Origin of the sequence: Geothrix sp. (assembly GCF_049292215.1) — a bacterium.
In the GTDB taxonomy this organism is placed as follows: Bacteria; Acidobacteriota; Holophagae; order Holophagales; family Holophagaceae; genus Geothrix.
On sequence record NZ_JBATQW010000061.1, the window covers coordinates 17,825 to 34,331 of the forward strand.

A 16,507-nucleotide genomic window follows, 5' to 3' on the forward strand; every position below is an offset into this window, starting at 1 on the left:
ATCGCAAGCTCATGGACGGGAAGGGCCCAGCAGCTGCTGGGCCCTTCTCCTGCAAGCCACTGCCTCAGCCCTTGGGTTTGGCAGACTCCCGCCAGGCCGCGATGAACTTTGCCTCGGCGTCGGCAGCGGGGCCGGCCAGCTTGTTGCGGCCCTTCTCCACCTTCTCCTGGGTCTTGTACCAGGCCAGGGTGTCCTTCACGGTCTCGGAGGCGGGGCGGAAGGTCAGGCCGGCCTTCACGGCGCGGTCGTTGCGCCAAGTGGAGAAGCCCTTGGTCTCGCCCACGTAGGGAGCCCAGATGGGGAAGTCCACCCCCTCCTGCTTGACGACGAACTCGGCGGGGATCCAGACGGGCTTTGCGCTTGGGTTGCCGGCCTTCTGGCAGGCGGCGATGAGGTCGCCCCAGGGCAGCTTCTTCTCGGGGCCGCAGGCGTTGAAGGCGCCGGTGGTGCCCTGTTCCACGAGGTGCACCAGCCAGGCGGCCAGGTCCCGCACGTCGATGATCTGCACGGGATCCGTGGGCGCGCCCGGCACGGCGATCTCGCCGCCCTTGTCGAAGCGCACGGGCCAGTAGGTGAAGCGGCCCGTGGGATCGTCGGGGCCCACGATGTAGCCGGGGCGGATGATGGCGGTTCGGCCCGGCATGGCCTTCGCCGCAGCCTGCTCGCAGAGGGCCTTCAGGGCGCCGTAGTACTCGTAGCTCTTGCCCATGGTCTCGAGGGTGGGATCGGGCATGGAGGCCAGGGGCGCGTCCTCAGTGCCGTTCTCGGGGTTCGGCTCCTTGTAGGCGCTGATGCTGGAGATGTAGAGGTACTGCTTGGCCCGGGGCGCCAGCAGCGCGGCGGAGGCCCCCACCATGCGCGGGTAGTAGCCGCTATTGTCGATGACGGCGTCCCAGGTGCCCGTCTCCAGCTCCTTCAGGCCATCGCCCTTCTTGGGGTCGCGGTCGCCGTGCAGCCGGGCCACGCCGGGGAAGAGGTCGGGGCGCGTCTTGCCGCGGTTGAACATGGTCACCTGGTGGCCGCGGGCCTGGGCGATCTCGATGGTGGCGGGCCCCAGGAAGCCGGTGCCTCCGAGGATGAGGATGCGCTTGGGCTTCACGGCCGGGGCGGCGGACAACTCGAGTCCTGTTGCCGCAAGGGTGGTGGCAGCGGCGGACCACTGGATGAACTCGCGGCGGGAGACGGTCATGGGACCTCCGACGGTGGGTTGGGGTTGATACCTCGTGAATCGATATATACTCCTTCCAGTCCCTGCCGCAACAGCCTTTTTGGATCCCCATGACGCCCGCCCGCCTCCTCCGCCGCCTGGTCCTGCTGGACGAAGGCGAAGCCCCGGCCCTGCTCTGGTCCACGGCCTACTTCTTCCTGATCTTCTTCGGTTACTACCTGGTGCGGCCCGTCCGCGAGGCCATCGGCATCGCCCGGGGCGCAGACAAGCTGCCCTGGCTCATGACGGGCACCCTGATCGCCATGGCGCTGGCCAATCCGGCCTTCGCCGCCCTGGTGTCGAAGCTGCCGCGGCGACGCTTCATCCCCTGGGTCTACCGCTTCTTCGCCCTCACCATGCTGGCCTTCTTCCTGGCCTTCCGCTTCCTGCCCCACCGCAGCCCGGCCCTGGGTTATGCCTTCTACATCTGGCTCAGCGTCTTCAACCTCTTCGTGGTGTCCGTGTTCTGGGGCCTGATGTCGGACGTGTGGTCCGAAGGCCAGGGCAAGCGCCTGTTCGGCTTCATCGCCACCGGCGGCACCCTCGGCGCCATTGCCGGGGCGGCGCTCACAGGTGTCCTGGCGAAGGGCTTCCACCTCGGCGGCCTGCAGGTGAAGGTGAATCCTCTCTCTCTGCTGCTGCTGTCGATGATCACTCTGGAACTGGCGGTGCAGTGCGTGAAGCGCCTCGCCACCCTCTTCCAGTTGGGTGATGTGGCCCATGGCGTTCGGGAGCCGGGACCGGGGCCGCTTGAAGGCCTGCGCCTCATCGCGACGTCCCGGTACCTGCAGCTCATCTGCGCCTACATCTTGCTCTTCACCATCACCAGCACCTTCCTCTACCTGCAGCAGGGCAGCATCGTGGAGCGGGCCTTCAGCGGCACCGCCGCCCGCACGGCCGCCTTTGCCCGCATTGATCTCTGGGTGAACGTGCTCACCCTGGCCACGCAGGTCTTCCTCACGGGCCGCCTCATCACCGCCCTGGGCATCCCCTTCGTGCTGACCATCCTTCCGGTGCTCACCTTGACGGGCTTCGGCGCCCTCTGGCTCTGGCCCACGTTCGGCGTCATGGCCCTCTTCCAGGTGCTGCGTCGCGGCCTGCACTATGCGGTGGACCGCCCGGCCCGGGAGCTCCTCTACATCCCCCTGGGGCCCGAGGAGCGGTACAAATCGAAGCCCTTCATCGACACCTTCGTCTACCGGGGTGGGGACCTGATCGGCGTGTGGGCACCCACGGTCCTGGCGGCCCTGGCCATTCCCGTGGGCCTTGCCGCGGTGGGCTGTTCGGGCCTGTGGATCGGGGGCAGCCTGGTCCTGGGAAGCCGCGTGAAGGCGAAGGCCTCCGCGGATCCGGGTTGACTTTTCAGCGGCTTCCCGGATGATTGCGGACATGCCGTTTTCGTTGAACCCCATGCCGTCCCGGTCCGCCAGCCCCGCTGGCGAGGGCAGCTTCCGCATGGGCAACACCATTGGCATGACCACCACGCACACTGCCGTGCGGGGCACCTGACCTGATCCCACCCTTCAGATCTCAGCCCCGCGAACCCCACGCGGGGCTTTTTCGTTTCCCCGGAGTGCCCATGCAGCCCAGCTCCATCCGCGTCATGAAGTTCGGCGGCACCAGCCTGGCCGATGCAGACCGGTTCCGCACCGTGGCGGACCTCGCGGCCTCCGCCTGCGCCACGCACCGGGTCTGCGTCGTGGCCTCCGCCATGGCGGGCATCACGAACCTGCTGCTGCACGGGGGCCGCGTCCCCAACCGTGAGGAGGCCGACCGCCTGCTCGAGGCGTTCCGGGACCGGCATGCCCTGGTGGTGGCGGACCTGGCGGTGGACCTGGGCGCCGAGGCCGGCCTGCTGCGAGGTGAGCTGGAGGGCCTCGAGGCCGTGGGCCGCCGCCTCCTGCACGGCATGGCCCTCCTGGAGGAGGGGCCACCCTCGGTGCTGGCCCAGGTCTCCAGCCTCGGCGAGCGGGCCTCCTCCCTGATCCTGACGGCCCTGCTGAAGGCACGCGGCCTGTCGCCCCGGTACCTCGATCCCGTGGAGCACATCAAGGTCGAGGGCGATCCCCTGCAGGCCCGGCCCCGCATGGCGGACATCGAGACGGCCTTCGCCGCCGTCATCGCGGCGCCGGGCGGACTCTGGGTGCTGCCGGGCTTCTTCGGCGGCGATGCCCAGGGCCGCATCCTGTCCCTGGGACGGGGCGGCTCGGACCACAGCGCGGCCCTGGCCGCCGCGGCCCTGAAGGCGGACCTCCTGGAGATCTGGACGGACGTGGCTGGCCTCTACAGTGCCGATCCCTCGCTGGTGCCCGAGGCCTTCCCGCTGCCCGAGGCCAGCTTCGAGGAAGCCATGGAGCTGTCCTTCTTCGGGGCCAAGGTCCTCCACCCGAAGACCATCCCCCCCGTGCGGGAGCGGGGCATCCCCGTGCGCGTGTGCAGCAGCTTCGATCCCCTCCACCCCGGCACCGTGATCCGCGAGGAGGTGCCGCCGCCACCCAGCGGCGTCCGCGGCCTCTCCTTCCTGCGGGACCTCACGGTGGTGAACCTCACAGGCCCCGGCATGCCCGGCGTGCCCGGCATCGCGGGCCGCGTGTTCGGCGCCCTGGCCCGCCGGGGCATCTCTGTGGTGCTCATCACGCAGAGCTCCTCCGAGCTCTCCATCTGCTTCGCCGTGCGCCGGGCCGATGGCCCGGGCGCCGTGGCGGCCATCCAGGAGGCCTTCCCGGCGGAGCTGTCGGCGGGCTTCATCGATCCGGTGCTGCTGCGCACGGGGCTCGCCGTGCTCAGCATCGTGGGCGATGGCATGCGCACCCGCCCCGGTGTGGCGGGCACCTTCTTCGACGCCCTGGCGGAGGTGGGCTGCAACGTGGTGGCCATCGCCCAGGGCGCCAGCGAGCGCATCATCTCGGCCGTGGTGGAGGAGGCCGATGGCGCCCGCGCCATGGCCCACATTCACCGGCGCTTCTTCCAGACCCAGGTGGTGGTGGACGTGCACCTGCTGGGCGCGGGCAACGTGGGCGGCAGCCTGCTGGGGCAGATCCAGCGCCAGCATGATCAGCTGCTGGGTCTGGGCCTGGACCTCCGGGTCACCACCGTGGCCACCAGCCGGCGCATGAAGACCGATCTGAAGGGCCTCGATCTGGCCCGCTGGCGGGAGGAGCTGGCCCAGGGCGACCCCATGGACCTGGACCTGCTGCTGGAATCGGTGCGCACGGGACCGCCCGCCCTGTCCGTGCTGGTGGACTGCAGCACCAGCGGCGAGCTGGCCGCCCGCTACCCCGACATCTTCGACGCGGGCTTCCATGTGGTGACGGCCAACAAGAAGGCCAACAGCAGCAGCCAGGGCTTCTACCGCGAGCTGCGGGCGCGCTCCTCGAAGCGGGGCCTGCGCTTCCTCTACGAGGCCAACGTGGGCGCGGGACTGCCCATCATCGACACGGTGAAGAATCTGGTCATGACCGGGGACCGCGTGCTGCGGGCCGAGGGCATCCTCTCGGGCTCCATGTCGTACATCCTGGGCCTGCTGGGCGAGGGCGTGGCCCTCTCCGAGGCCGTGGGCCGCGCCAAGGAGAGCGGCTTCACGGAGCCCGATCCCCGCGATGACCTCAGCGGCATGGACGTGGCCCGCAAGCTACTCATTCTGGCCCGCGAGCTGGGCCTGGAGCTGGAACTGGACGACGTGGTGGTGGAGGGCCTGCTGCCTGCGGACTTCGACGCCACGGGCGACATCCCCTCCTTCATGGCGCGGCTGCCCCAGCTGGATGCGCCCTTCCGCGAGCGGCTGGCCGCGCTGCAGGGCGCGGGGAAGACCCTGCGTTATGTGGGCTCGCTCTCCGAGGGCGGCTGCCGAGTGGGCCTGCTGCCCGTGGATTCGGACCATCCCTTCATCGCCATCAAGGGTGGCGAGAACGCCCTGGCCCTGCTCACGGAGCGCTACCAGCCCCATCCCATGGTCATCCGCGGCTACGGCGCCGGTGCCGAGGTCACGGCCGCCGGGGTGCTGGCGGACATCCTGCGGCTGGTGCCCCCCGGCGCTCGCCCGGCCCGGAGGCTGTGATGGCGGGTCTCTCAGACCTGCCCGCCACGGGCTTAGTGGCCTACGCTCCGGCGAGCATCGGCAACCTGGCTGCGGGCTTCGACCTGCTGGGCGCCGCCCTGGCACCTCTGGACGGCAGCCTGCTCGGAGACCTGGTGCAGGTGGATCACGCGCAGGAGTCTTCCTTCTGCGTCACGGGTCCCTTCGCCGGGGCCCTGGCGGACGACACCCGACCCAACCTCGCGCTGCGGGTTCGCGACCTCTTCGTGGAGGCGGTCCGGGCCGGGGGCGAGGAGGTGGGTCCCTTCGCTATCACTCTGGAGAAGCGCCTGCCCGTGGCCAGTGGCCTGGGCTCCAGCGCCAGCTCCATCGTGGCCACCCTGGTGGCCCTGCAGGCCCTCTGCGGCGAGCCCCTGAACGGCTCCGACCTGCTGGACCTGGCGGGCCGGGCCGAGGGGCTCACCAGCGGCGGCCGGCACCTCGACAACGTGGCGCCTTCGCTGCTGGGCGGTCTGCAGCTGATGGTGCCCGGGCGGGACGGCGCGCCCGCCACCCGCCGGCTGCCCTGGCCTGCGGACCTGCTGCTGGTGGTGGTGCATCCGGCCTTTCAGCTGTCCACGGCGAAGAGCCGAGGCGCGCTGCCGGAGCGCCCGGACTGGAACGCCACGGTGGACTTCGCCGGCAACCTGGCCAGCCTGGTGCAGGCCCTCCATAGTGGGGACCGGGCGCTGCTCGCCCGCTGCCTGCGGGATCCCATCGTGGAGATCCACCGCGCGCCCCTGGTGCCCGGCTTCCATGCGGCCCAGGCCGCGGCGAAGCAGCTCGGCGCCCTGGGCTGCAGCCTGTCGGGTTCGGGCCCCTCGGTGTTCGCCGTGGCCGAGGACGAGGCACAGGCCGTGGCCATCGCCGACGCCATCCGCGGGGCCTTCACCGGGGCCGGGCTGGAGAGTCGGAGCTGGGTCTGCGCCCTGGATCCCGACGGCGCCCGCGTCATCACCCCTGGTTCGCATCATCCGTCGCGCGAGGCCCACCCATGAGACTGGTCAGCACCCGCACGCCCAACCTTGCCGCGACCTTCGTCGAGGCGGCGCAGGTGGGTCTCGCCCCCGATGGTGGCCTCTTTGTTCCGGTTGCCCTGCCGCGCTTTGCCGACGTACCCGAGTTGCTCAAGCTGGACTTCCCCGCCCGGGCCACGGAGATCCTCCACCGCCTGCTGGGCGACGAGCTCCCCCGGGCCGTGGTCGAGCAGCTGGCGCGCTCCGCCTTCACTTTTCCCGCGCCGCTGGTAAAGGTGGACGGGCGCAGCTCGGCCCTGGAGCTCTTCCACGGACCGACCCTCGCCTTCAAGGACTTCGGCGCGCGCTTCCTGGCCCGCGTGCTGGCCCTGGGCAGGGAGGGCCACCGCCGCACGGTGCTGACCGCCACCTCCGGCGACACCGGCGCCGCTGTGGCCCAGGCCTTCCATGGCCTGCCCGGCGCGCAGGTGGTGGTGCTCTATCCGGCGGGCCGCGTGTCGCCCCTGCAGGAACGCCAGTTCGCCACCTGCGGCGGCAACGTGCTGGCACTGGCCGTGGACGGCGCTTTCGATGACTGCCAGCGGCTGGTGAAGGGCGCCTTCGAGGATGCGGAGCTGGTGGCGCGCCTGGGCCTGACCTCCGCCAACAGCATCAACATCGCGCGGCTCCTGGCGCAGACGCTCTACTACTTCGAGGCCGCGGCGCAGGTGGAAGGCGACGCCCCCCTGGTGGTCTCCGTGCCCAGCGGCAACTTCGGCAACCTCACGGCGGGCCTCTGGGCGCAGCGGATGGGCGCGCCGATTGCCACCTTCGTGGCCGCCACCAATGCCAACCGGGTGGTGCCGGACTACCTCGACACGGGCGTGTACCAGGCCAAGGCTTCGGTGGCCACGCTGTCCAACGCCATGGATGTGGGCTCACCCAGCAACTGGGAGCGCATCTTCGCGCTGTTCGGCGGTGACCACCTGGCCATGGCCGCCGCCCTGCGCTGGGGCAGCTGCACCGATGCGGAAACGGAACGGATCGTCATCGACCTGGATCGCACGGGCTATCTGGCCGACCCGCATGGCGCAGTGGCTTATCACGTGCTTCAGTCGAACCTGCGCGAGGGCGAGCAGGGCATCTTCCTCGCCACGGCCCATCCCGCGAAGTTCATGGAGGCCCTGGTCCCGGCCCTGGGCCGCGAGCTCCCCCTGCCGAAGTCGCTCCGCGATCTGCTGGAGCTGCCGCTGCTCAGCGAGCCGCTGGCCCCGGATCAGGCGGCGCTCAGACGCCGCTTGAGCTGAGGCGCGCGACGAATGCGACGCAGAAGGGCGAGGAGCGCACCCTCTGGCCAACGCCCGCGGTGCCCTGAGAGGCCTCAACCCAGGCCGTGGCTACCTGGTGCCCACTGGCGCAGTGGTTGATCCGCCGTCGTGGGGGCCGAGCACACGCGGCACGGATCCCGAACAGCCCTTAGAAGACCAGGACCCGGCGAATCACCCTCGTATCCGTGTAGGGATCCACGGGGGCCGGGATCAGACCTGCGGGACGGCTCGGCGTCCCGGGTGGCAGGCCGGGCAGGATGACCTCCACGGTCAGGCGAGAGCCCGCCTGGGGTGCCAGCCCGAAGGTGAGGCTCGCGGGCGGGGCAAACCACTGGAGCCGCCGGAAAGCCGGGAGTGGTTTCCCGTCCAGGCTCAGCCCCGTGAAGGGCCCATCTGCCGTGAGGACCACGGCCAGGGCCCGCTCAGGTGGACAGAGGGTCAGCTGAGGTCCCACCAGGATTGCCTGCGGCCCTGCGAGGCGGGGGCTGGGTGCGGGGCTGGCAAAGGCGTGTCTGCCCCCGAAGCGGATCTCCCGGGTGGGCACGGCCATCACCAGCCGGGTCCAGGCATCCGGCGCGTGGAAGCTCACCCACTGCGCCTTCCCCGAATCTGCGTCCTCCAGGTAGGCCAGGGTGCTGAGGCGCGGGCCCGTCCTGGTGGCTCCGACCGCGAAGCAGAGCAGTGCGGCGCCAAGGCCAGCGAGGGGAAGCGTCCAGAGACGCGTCTGGAACAGCCGCCGAAGGAGCGGGAGCAGTGGCAGCAGCCCGAAGGCCACCAGCAGGCCCAGGAAGATCGGCAGGCTGAAGCCCAGCAGGAGGGCGAGGTTGTGCCAGACCGGGGGGAAGAGCAGCAGCAACGGCAGGGCGGCGACCCAGGGCTGCTCCCACCAGAGCCCCAGCATGGCGAAGAGCAGGGGCCAGAGCAGGAGGTAGGTGGCGCCAGGCAGGAAGGCGGTGGCGATCACGAGGGCCAGCAGCCACCAGAGCAGGGCCCCCAGGGCGAGCCCCCGCCCCTCGAAGCGGCGGAGCGCCCACCCCCACACGGCCGCCAGGGCGGCCAGCGCGGTGGCCAGCAGGGCCGCCTCGAACCAGCGCACGCCGTAGGGATCCCGGTTGGGAATCCCTTCGCGGAAGGGTGTCACCACGAGGCCCAGGGCCTGACCGACGAGGGCGCCCAGGGCCAGGCTGCCAAGCGCGAGGCCCATGCCGACCAGGAAGCCCTTCGACATCCCAGGCTCGCGGCGGAGGCGCCAGAGCAGGGCGGCGAAGGCGCCCAGGGCCAGCCCGGTCAGGGGCCAGGCCAGGGTGGCGGGATACAGCAGGAGGACCCGGCCCAGCAGGTCGAAGTAGATGGCCTCGCCCTGGCCGGGCCGGGTGAGGGCCCCGAGATCGGCGGCGAGGAAGTGGCGGCCCAGGGCGAGGGCCATGTCCCCGTGCTGCTGGAGGCTGCCCCGGTCCAGACCATCCGGCGTGTCGAGCGCCGTATGGTAGTGCTGCCAGCGGCCCACGAAGGCGAAGTTGAGCCCGGCCATCCCCGCCTGCTTGAGCACGGTCAGGTCCGTGTCGTTGGGCAGCAGCCTGTAGAGGGCGTACATCAGCGAGGAGGCGTGGGGCCTGGGGGCGGCCACCGCGAACGCGCGCAGCAGGGGCAGGTTGCCCTCGCTGGTCTCGAACATGAAGACCGGGCCACCGCCGCCCCGCGCCTCGAAGTTGAGCGCGAGGGTGGGGACCTTCTCCCCGATGGCATCCACATGGGCCTGGGCGCCGAGGAGGCCCACCTCCTCGCCGTCGGTGATGAGGATGCGGAGCGTGTTCCGGCCCGGCGTCAGGGCCCTGGCCGTTTCCAGCAGGGCGGCCACCCCGGCGGCATCGTCGCCCGCGCCAGGACCGGTGCCGTGCGAGTCGTAGTGTGCGACCAGCAGCAGCGTGCCGGTGGAGGCGCTGCCGGGCTTCTCGGCGACGATGTTCTCGACGGTCGCCATGACCAGGTCCTGACCTCTCTCCAGGCGCCGGGCGACCCGCTTCTGGACGGTGGTGACGAACCCGAGCTGGCGGAAAGCCCCGACCAGGTGGTCCCGGACGCGGTCATGCTCCGGCGTGCCAAGCGGGTGTGGGGCCCGGGCGAGCTCGCGCACCTGGAGCATGGCCCGCTCCGCGGAGAACCGGTCCGCGGGCGCGCTGGCTGGGACCGGCTCCGGTGGCGCCTGGAGGAGGACCACGCCGGCCGTGATGAGGCCGAGCAGCAGCAGGGTGGCGAGGGGACGCTGCAGCAGGTTCATCGCGGGGCCGGCCGGCGTCAGAGCCCGTCCGCGATGAGCACCGCCGGGCTGAATGGCAGGTCCTTGGCTTCAGCCGGCGTCTTCATCCCCCACAGGGCCAGGCGGTCGGCATAGGGCGCCCACAGCTCGGGCCGGGCCTTCACGGCCTTCAGAGGCGGGTGGAACCACAGGGCCGCGGGCAGGTCGGCCAGCTCCTCCGCGGTGAGGTCCAGGGCCTCGTCGGTCTCCCAGAGGAAGCCGCAGCGGGCGGTCTCGCAGGCGGCCCACAGCTGCAGCACCTCGCTGTGCTCGAAGCTGCTGAACAGCACGCGGTCCAGGGCCTCGGCGGCCTCCACCGTGGCCAGGGCCTGCTGCCAGCCGGGCTCACCCTTGAGCTCGACGTTGATGAGCTTGGCGGGCAGCTCCAGGGCATCCGCCAGGCGGGGCACGGGCTCGCCGTTCTTCAGGAGGGGCAGCTCGGCCACCTTCATCTGCCGGAGCTGGCCCGAGCCCTTGGTGGTGCGGGAGAGGTCTTCGTCGTGGAGCACCAGGCTGACACCGTCGCGGCTGGGCTGCACGTCCAGCTCGAAGCCGTCCATCCCCGCGGCCAGGGCCGCGCGGAAGGCCTCCAGGCTGTTCTCAAGGTGCTTCGAGGACAGGCCCCGGTGGCCGAGGAGGAGGGGACGAGTGGGGGGCATGGCGACTCCCGGGGCAGAGGTTGATTCTGCCTGGAAACCCGCTGATCCGGGGGATCCCGCACGGGATTCCACCTTTGGCCCTGCCCAGCCGATGAAGGGGGCCTGAGAGGAATCTAGGATGCGGATCCTGCTGGTGGATGGTGATGGAGACCTGCTCCAGGCGCTCCGGCGCGCCTTCTGGAAGCGCCATCGGACCTGGGAGGTTCTCCTGGCCCAGACCGGCGCCGAGGCCGTCCAGGTGCTGGCCCGTGATCCGGTGGACATCGTCATTTCGGATATGGGGCTGCCGGATATGGAAGGCGCCGACCTGCTCCACCGCGTTCGCGAGGCGCAGCCCGGGGCGGTGCGCATCGCCCTGGCCGAGCACCCCCTAGCCGAGTGGCTGGAGAAGGCGGAGGGGGACCTGCACCGGCTCTTCATCAAGCCGCTGGAGCCGGATTTCCTCATCGGCGTGGTGGAGAGTCTGGACATCGAGGACGACGAGACCAGTGTCCGGGCAGTCCGCGCCTTCGTGGGCGGCCTGGGGCGCATCCCGAGTCTGCCGAGCCTCTATTCCGAGCTGGTGGCACTCCTGCAGCGTGAGGATGCTGGCATGAACGAGGTGGCCCGCCTCATCCGCAAGGATCTTGGCGTGGCGAGCCAGGTGCTGAAGCTGGCCAACTCGGTCCACTGCGCCTCGGACCGCCCAGTGGCGGAGCTGGGTCGGGCGGTGGCCATGCTGGGCGTGGACTCGCTGAGATCCCTGGTGCTGTTCCGGGGGCTCATCTCCAGCATGGAGTCCCCACGCCCCCAGGGCCTAGATCTGGAGAAGCTGTGGTTCCACTCCTTCGAGGTGGCCACCGGGGTCCGAAAGCTGGTGATCCTGGAGGGCGAGACGCAGCTCGCCGACCTCGCCTTCTCCGCCGGGTTGCTCCACGACATCGGGCTGGTGGTGCTGGCCACGGACCCGGCGGGCCGCTACCGCGCCATCCTGGAGCAGGCCCAGACCAGCAGGACGCCGCTGGCCGTGCTTGAGCACGACACGTACGGCGTGGACCATGCCCAGGTCGGCGCCCACCTGCTCAACCTATGGGGCCTGCCACCCGCCTTCTGCCGGCCCGTGCGCGAACACCATGCCCCGCCCCCGGATGGAGAAGGATTCCCCCTTTCGGCTGCGCTGCACCTGGCCGATGCCCGCCACGGCGGCGGCAAGACCGCGGGCATCTTCGCCGATGGCCGGTGGGGTCTGCATCCGCACGTGCTGAGTGATCCCGAGCGCTTCGCCCGGTGGAAGACCTGCTTGGCCATGGATGGCGGCAACTCAGCCTAGACCATCTTCCCGGGGTTGAAGATCCCCTGCGGATCCAGAGCCTGCTTGAGGGCCCGCAGCGTTCGGATGTGGCCCGGGTCGCTCAGGGCGAGGAAGGCGTCGCGTTTGGCCAGGCCGATGCCGTGCTCCCCGCTGAGGGTGCCGCCCAGGCTAATGGCGAGGCTGAAGAGGTCCATGAGCTGGCGGTCCAGCAGGGCGGGGTCGGTCTCCCCGGCTGCGAGCAGGTTCACGTGCAGGTTGCCATCGCCCAGGTGGCCGTAAGTGACCGCGGGAATGTCGAGGCGTCCCACGCCCGCAAAGAACTCCCGCAGACGGCTGCGGGGCACCACGATGTCCTCGCTGACCTTTCTCGGGTGGCGTTCCTTCAGGAAGACGCTGGTCATGCGGCGCACCGCCCAGATGCCCTGGCGCTGGCGCGCGTCCGAGGCAACCTCCAGCTGGTCGGCCACCGGACCCAGCAGGTCCAGCAGGCCCTCCAGGAAGGCGTCCGAGGTGCTGCCGCGGTCATCGAACTCCAGGATGGCCAGGGCCTCGCCAGGCAGGCGCCGGGCCTCCTCGGGGCCATGGGCGCGGAGCTCCGCCAGCACGGCGGGGTCGAAGAACTCGAAGGCGCTGGGCAGGTAGCCCGCGCCGCAGAGGCGCCCCGGCAACTCCAGCAGGTCCTCCCAGCGCTTCACCGGAAGCAGCAGGGTCGTGTATTCCCGGGGCAGGGGCGTGAGCCGCAGGGTGGCGCCCGTGATGAAGCCGAAGAGGCCCTCGCTGCCGATGAGCAGCTGGCCGAGGCTGGGACCGGCGTTGGCCTTCACGCTGCTGATGCCAAACGTGTGGAGCTCGCCGTCCTCGAGCAGGGCATCCACGGCGAGCACCCAGTGGCGGGTCATCCCATATTTGCAGGCATTGGGCCCGCCGGCGTTGGTGGCCAGGGTGCCGCCAAGGGCGCAGCTCTCCCAGGAGTTCGGATCCGGCGGGTAGAAGAGACCCCGGGCCTCGGCCGCTGCCTTCACGTCGCGGAGGGGCGCGCTGGCCGGGGCACGGAGGCAGAGGTCCTGGGGCGACACCTGGATCTCGCCGGGCCACTCGGAGAAGTCCACCACCACGGTCCGTTCGGTGGGAAGGCAGCCGCCGGCCTTGCCGGTTCCGGCGCCCCTGGGAACGAGCCCGAAGCCTTCGGCCTTGGCCCGGCGGACCAGTTCGCGGAGGGCCGCAGGGCCATGGGGCTTCACCACCGCCAGAGGCAGGATCCCGCGCAGGTGAGACTCGTCCTGGAGGAAGGGCGCCAGATCACTCGGATCCGAGATAACCCTGGCCTCCGGCAGTCCTTTGAATGCGTCCATGCTTCAGTCTGACGGATTTGCCTGGCCCCAGGTAAGCTGGCCCTCATGTCTCCGTCCTATGCGCCGTCCCCCCGGGCCCACCGGGGCCGGTATTTGCAGATCCTGGGCCATGTGACGCCTTGGCTTGTGCTGTTGCTGGGGCTTGGGGGGACGACGTGGGCCTGGCGCGCCCTGAGGCTGCAGGAGGCCGGATTTCAGGCTGGCCGGTTGGAATCCGCCCTGGCCCAGACCATGGAAGCCGTGGACCATCGCATCGAGGAACAGACCAAGCTGCTGCATGCCTCCCGGGGTCTAGTGGTGGGCCGGCCCCAACTCAGTGCCTCGGACTGGCGAGCTTTCGTGACGAGTTTGGAACCCCGGCGGCTGTCTCCGGGGACACGGCTCATGGGCTATTTCCCGCGAGACGTCCTGGAAGGCCGGCGGGGCGCCGCGACCCTTCTGGAGCCGCCGGGCCTGGGGACCACCTCGGGCGCCGATGGTGCCGGTCTGCTGCGGCTTCCCGGCTTCCAGGAGGCAGCCAGCCGGGCCCGCGATTCCGGTGAGCTGGCCGTCACCGGGCGGTTGGACCTGCCCGGGGAGCCAAGGGGGTTCCTGGCGCTCCTGCTCCCGGTGTTCAGGGATTTCAGCGTGCCGATGGGCACCGAGGCCCGTCGCGTCGGCTTCCAGGGGCTGGTGGTCTGCCTGGCCGACAGTGGTGACATGTTCAGTCCCATGTACGGCTCCAGTCCGATCCCGGACCTGGACGTGGAGATCTATGACGATCCCTCCTGCCGGAAGGGTGGCCTGCTCTACGACCGGGATCTCTGTGTCTCCAGTGGCGGCGACAGCATCGTGCAGCGCCCGGGCTCTAGGTCAGTGCCCCTGTCAGTCGGGGGCCGGCAGTGGACCCTGGTGGTCGGGTTCATTCCCGCGGTGTCCAGCTTCCGTAGCGACCGTTCCATCATGGTGGCCATCGGGGGAGCCACGGCGAGCCTCCTAGCCTTCGGGCTGACCCTGTTCCTGGCCTATGGCCGCTCGAAGCTGGAAGGGCTGACCCATCAGCTCCAGGAGAGCGAAGCCCGCTTCCGGTCCGTGGCGGAGACCGCCTCCTGTGCGATCTTCATCTACTCTGACCGCATCGAGTACATGAATGAGGCCGGTGCCCGGATCACGGGCTTCTCCCTGGGGGAGATCGTGGGTCTGCCCTTTTCCAAGCTGATCCATCCCCTGGACCAGGAACTGGTGGCCGCGCGTGCAAAGGCCCGGCTCCGGGGTGATTCCGTGCCCCTCCGCTACGAGTTCCGGCTACGGACGAAGCAGGGCGAGACCCGCTGGATCGATTTCGCCGCTGGAACCGTGACCCTCGGGGACCGGATGTATGGCCTGGGCACGGCCTTCGACGTCACGGAGCGGGTGAAGGCCAACGAGGCCCGGCTCAAGGTCGAACGCAAGCTGCTGGAGGCGCAGCGCCTGGAAAGCCTCGGCCTGCTGGCTGGTGGGGTGGCCCACGACTTCAACAACCTGCTGACGGTCATCCAGGGCAACGCGGGCATGGTGCGCGAGGCGGTGAACGAGCCGGAGCTGGCCCAGGCCTGCCTCTGGAACATCGAGGAGACCTGCCGGCGCGCTTCCGACCTGGTGCGGCAGATGCTGGCCTACTCCGGGCGGGGGACCGTCCAGTTCCAGCTGCTGGACCTGAATCGACTCGTCCAGGACATCGCCCAGCTGCTCAGCGTGTCCATCCCGAAAGCGATCACCCTGAAATACGAACTGGCGGAGGCGTTGCCCCTGGTGTCGGCGGATGCCGCCCAGCTGCAGCAGGTGGTCATGAACCTGGTCACCAACGCGGCGGAGGCCATCGGCGAGAAGGAGGGCACCGTGACCCTGCGCTCCGGGGTGCGGCAGCTCGGCGAGTCCGACATACCCGGCCTGCGCGTGGCCGAGGCCCTGAATCCCGGGCCTTTCGTCTTCCTAGAGGTGGTGGACACGGGTTCAGGGATGGAGGGGGAGACCCAGGCCAGGATCTTCGACCCCTTCTTCACCACCAAGTTCACGGGCCGCGGGCTCGGCCTCGCGGCCATGCAGGGCATCGTGCGGGGACACGGCGGCGGCGTGGACATCCAGAGCCGACCTGGGGCCGGCACCCTCTTCCGGGTCTACCTCCCCGCCCAGACTGGGACGGTCCAACCGGTCGAAGCCGCTGAACCCATCGCGGCACGCGTGAAGCTGGCTGGAGCGGGTCTCGTGCTGGTGGCCGACGACGAACCGGGCATCCGCGACTTCGCCCGGCGGGTCATGGCGCGCTCCGGGTTCGAAGTCCTCGTCGCGGAAGACGGCGTGGAGGCCGTCGAGCACGTCCGGGCCCATCAGCATGAGCTGCGCCTCGTGCTGCTGGATCTGACCATGCCGAGGCTGGGGGGCGAAGAGGCCCTGCTGAACATGCGGGCTCTGGGGTTCTCTGGTCCCGTCATCCGCTGGAGCGGGTACGCTTTCAACGAAGCCGCCCCGGATCCCAAGGCCCCCTTCCTGCGGAAGCCCTTCAGCGCGGATGAGCTGCTGGCCGCGGTGGGGAAGGTCTTGGCTTAGCTGGGGGCGACTGTCAGTTGACGAGCGTTCCCACTGGCTCGCCATTAACCGCTGCCACCAGATTGCCGGGCTTGTTCATGTCGAAGACGAGGATGGGCAGCTTGTTGTCCATGCACAGGGCGATGGCGGGAGCGTCCATGACCTTGAGCCCCTTCTCGAGCACGTCCTGGAAGCTGATGTGGTCGAAGCGGGTGGCGGTGGGGTCCTTCTTGGGATCGGCGGTGTAGATGCCATCCACGTTGGTGGCCTTCATGACCACTTGGGCGTTGATCTCGTTGCCGCGCAGCGCGGCGGCGGTGTCGGTGCTGAAGTAGGGGTTGCCGGTGCCGGCGCCGAAGATGACCACGCGGCCCTTCTCCAGGTGGCGGGTGGCGCGGCGGCGGATGTAGGTTTCGGTGACCTTGGGCATCTCCAGGCCCGACAGGGTGCGGGTGTGCACGCCCTTGTGCTCCAGGGCGTCCTGCAGGGCCAGGGCGTTGATCATGGTGGCCAGCATGCCCATGTGGTCGGCGGTGGTGCGGTCCATGCCCTTGGTGGCGCCCGCCACGCCGCGGAAGATGTTGCCGCCGCCGATGACCAGGGCCACCTCCACGCCCATCTCGCGGATGGTCTTCACCTGGTCCGCGATCATGGACACCACGGCGGGGTCGATGCCGCCCTTCTGCTCGCCCATGAGGGCCTCGCCGGAGAGCTTGAGGAGGATGCGCTTGAACTTCATGGGGACCCCGGAGGTTGGATAAAGCCTAGCCCAAAAAAAGGGCGGCACGAATGCCGCCCC

Annotated in this window: 11 protein-coding genes; 6 read left to right on the forward strand and 5 right to left on the reverse strand. The window is 70.1% G+C overall.

The features are described 5' to 3' along the window. Window positions 1–64: 64 nt before the first annotated feature. A complete protein-coding gene (locus WAS25_RS10395; RefSeq protein WP_422311763.1) occupies window positions 65–1,189 on the reverse strand; it encodes an SDR family oxidoreductase in 1,125 nt (374 codons plus the stop codon). Window positions 1,190–1,278: 89 nt separating this feature from the next. Between WAS25_RS10395 and WAS25_RS10400 the strand changes: the two genes are divergently transcribed. From WAS25_RS10400 to thrC, 4 genes are all read left to right on the forward strand, one after another. Continuing rightward, window positions 1,279–2,565 (forward strand): NTP/NDP exchange transporter, encoded by a 1,287-nt coding sequence (locus WAS25_RS10400; protein ID WP_422311765.1) that lies wholly within the window; start codon window positions 1,279–1,281, stop codon window positions 2,563–2,565. 221 nt (window positions 2,566–2,786) lie between these two features. Then, a complete protein-coding gene (gene thrA / locus WAS25_RS10405; RefSeq protein WP_422311767.1) occupies window positions 2,787–5,264 on the forward strand; it encodes a bifunctional aspartate kinase/homoserine dehydrogenase I in 2,478 nt (825 codons plus the stop codon). Next, complete coding sequence (locus WAS25_RS10410; RefSeq protein WP_422311769.1) at window positions 5,264–6,280, forward strand: homoserine kinase; 1,017 nt, start codon at window positions 5,264–5,266, stop codon at window positions 6,278–6,280. The genes thrA and WAS25_RS10410 overlap by 1 nt, the downstream gene beginning before the upstream one ends. Further along, window positions 6,277–7,545 carry a threonine synthase gene (gene thrC, locus WAS25_RS10415; protein ID WP_422311771.1) on the forward strand — a complete coding sequence of 423 codons (1,269 nt, stop codon included), beginning with the start codon at window positions 6,277–6,279 and terminating at the stop codon, window positions 7,543–7,545. The genes WAS25_RS10410 and thrC overlap by 4 nt, the downstream gene beginning before the upstream one ends. Window positions 7,546–7,714: 169 nt before the next feature. On the opposite strand, the gene WAS25_RS10420 is transcribed toward thrC, so the two are convergent. Next, window positions 7,715–9,844, reverse strand: coding sequence for a M28 family peptidase (locus tag WAS25_RS10420; RefSeq protein WP_422311773.1), 2,130 nt, complete (start codon window positions 9,842–9,844; stop codon window positions 7,715–7,717). Window positions 9,845–9,861: 17 nt separating this feature from the next. Then, window positions 9,862–10,521 (reverse strand): glycerophosphodiester phosphodiesterase, encoded by a 660-nt coding sequence (locus WAS25_RS10425; protein WP_422311775.1) that lies wholly within the window; start codon window positions 10,519–10,521, stop codon window positions 9,862–9,864. 118 nt (window positions 10,522–10,639) lie between these two features. On the opposite strand from WAS25_RS10425, the gene WAS25_RS10430 reads away from it, so the two are divergent. Next, window positions 10,640–11,830 carry an HDOD domain-containing protein gene (locus tag WAS25_RS10430; protein ID WP_422311777.1) on the forward strand — a complete coding sequence of 397 codons (1,191 nt, stop codon included), beginning with the start codon at window positions 10,640–10,642 and terminating at the stop codon, window positions 11,828–11,830. Here WAS25_RS10430 and WAS25_RS10435 read toward each other — a convergent pair. Continuing rightward, window positions 11,827–13,164 carry an FAD-binding oxidoreductase gene (locus WAS25_RS10435; RefSeq protein ID WP_422311779.1) on the reverse strand — a complete coding sequence of 446 codons (1,338 nt, stop codon included), beginning with the start codon at window positions 13,162–13,164 and terminating at the stop codon, window positions 11,827–11,829. The two genes, WAS25_RS10430 and WAS25_RS10435, sit on opposite strands and share 4 nt — an antisense overlap. 45 nt (window positions 13,165–13,209) lie before the next feature. On the opposite strand from WAS25_RS10435, the gene WAS25_RS10440 reads away from it, so the two are divergent. After that, the gene (locus WAS25_RS10440; protein WP_422311781.1) at window positions 13,210–15,729 is read left to right on the forward strand and encodes a PAS domain S-box protein; all 2,520 of its coding nucleotides are present in this window, start codon (window positions 13,210–13,212) and stop codon (window positions 15,727–15,729) included. Window positions 15,730–15,742: 13 nt separating this feature from the next. Here the strand turns inward: WAS25_RS10440 and pyrH are convergent, their stop codons facing one another. After that, a complete protein-coding gene (gene pyrH, locus WAS25_RS10445) occupies window positions 15,743–16,447 on the reverse strand; it encodes a UMP kinase (RefSeq protein ID WP_422311783.1) in 705 nt (234 codons plus the stop codon). Window positions 16,448–16,507: the final 60 nt, after the last annotated feature.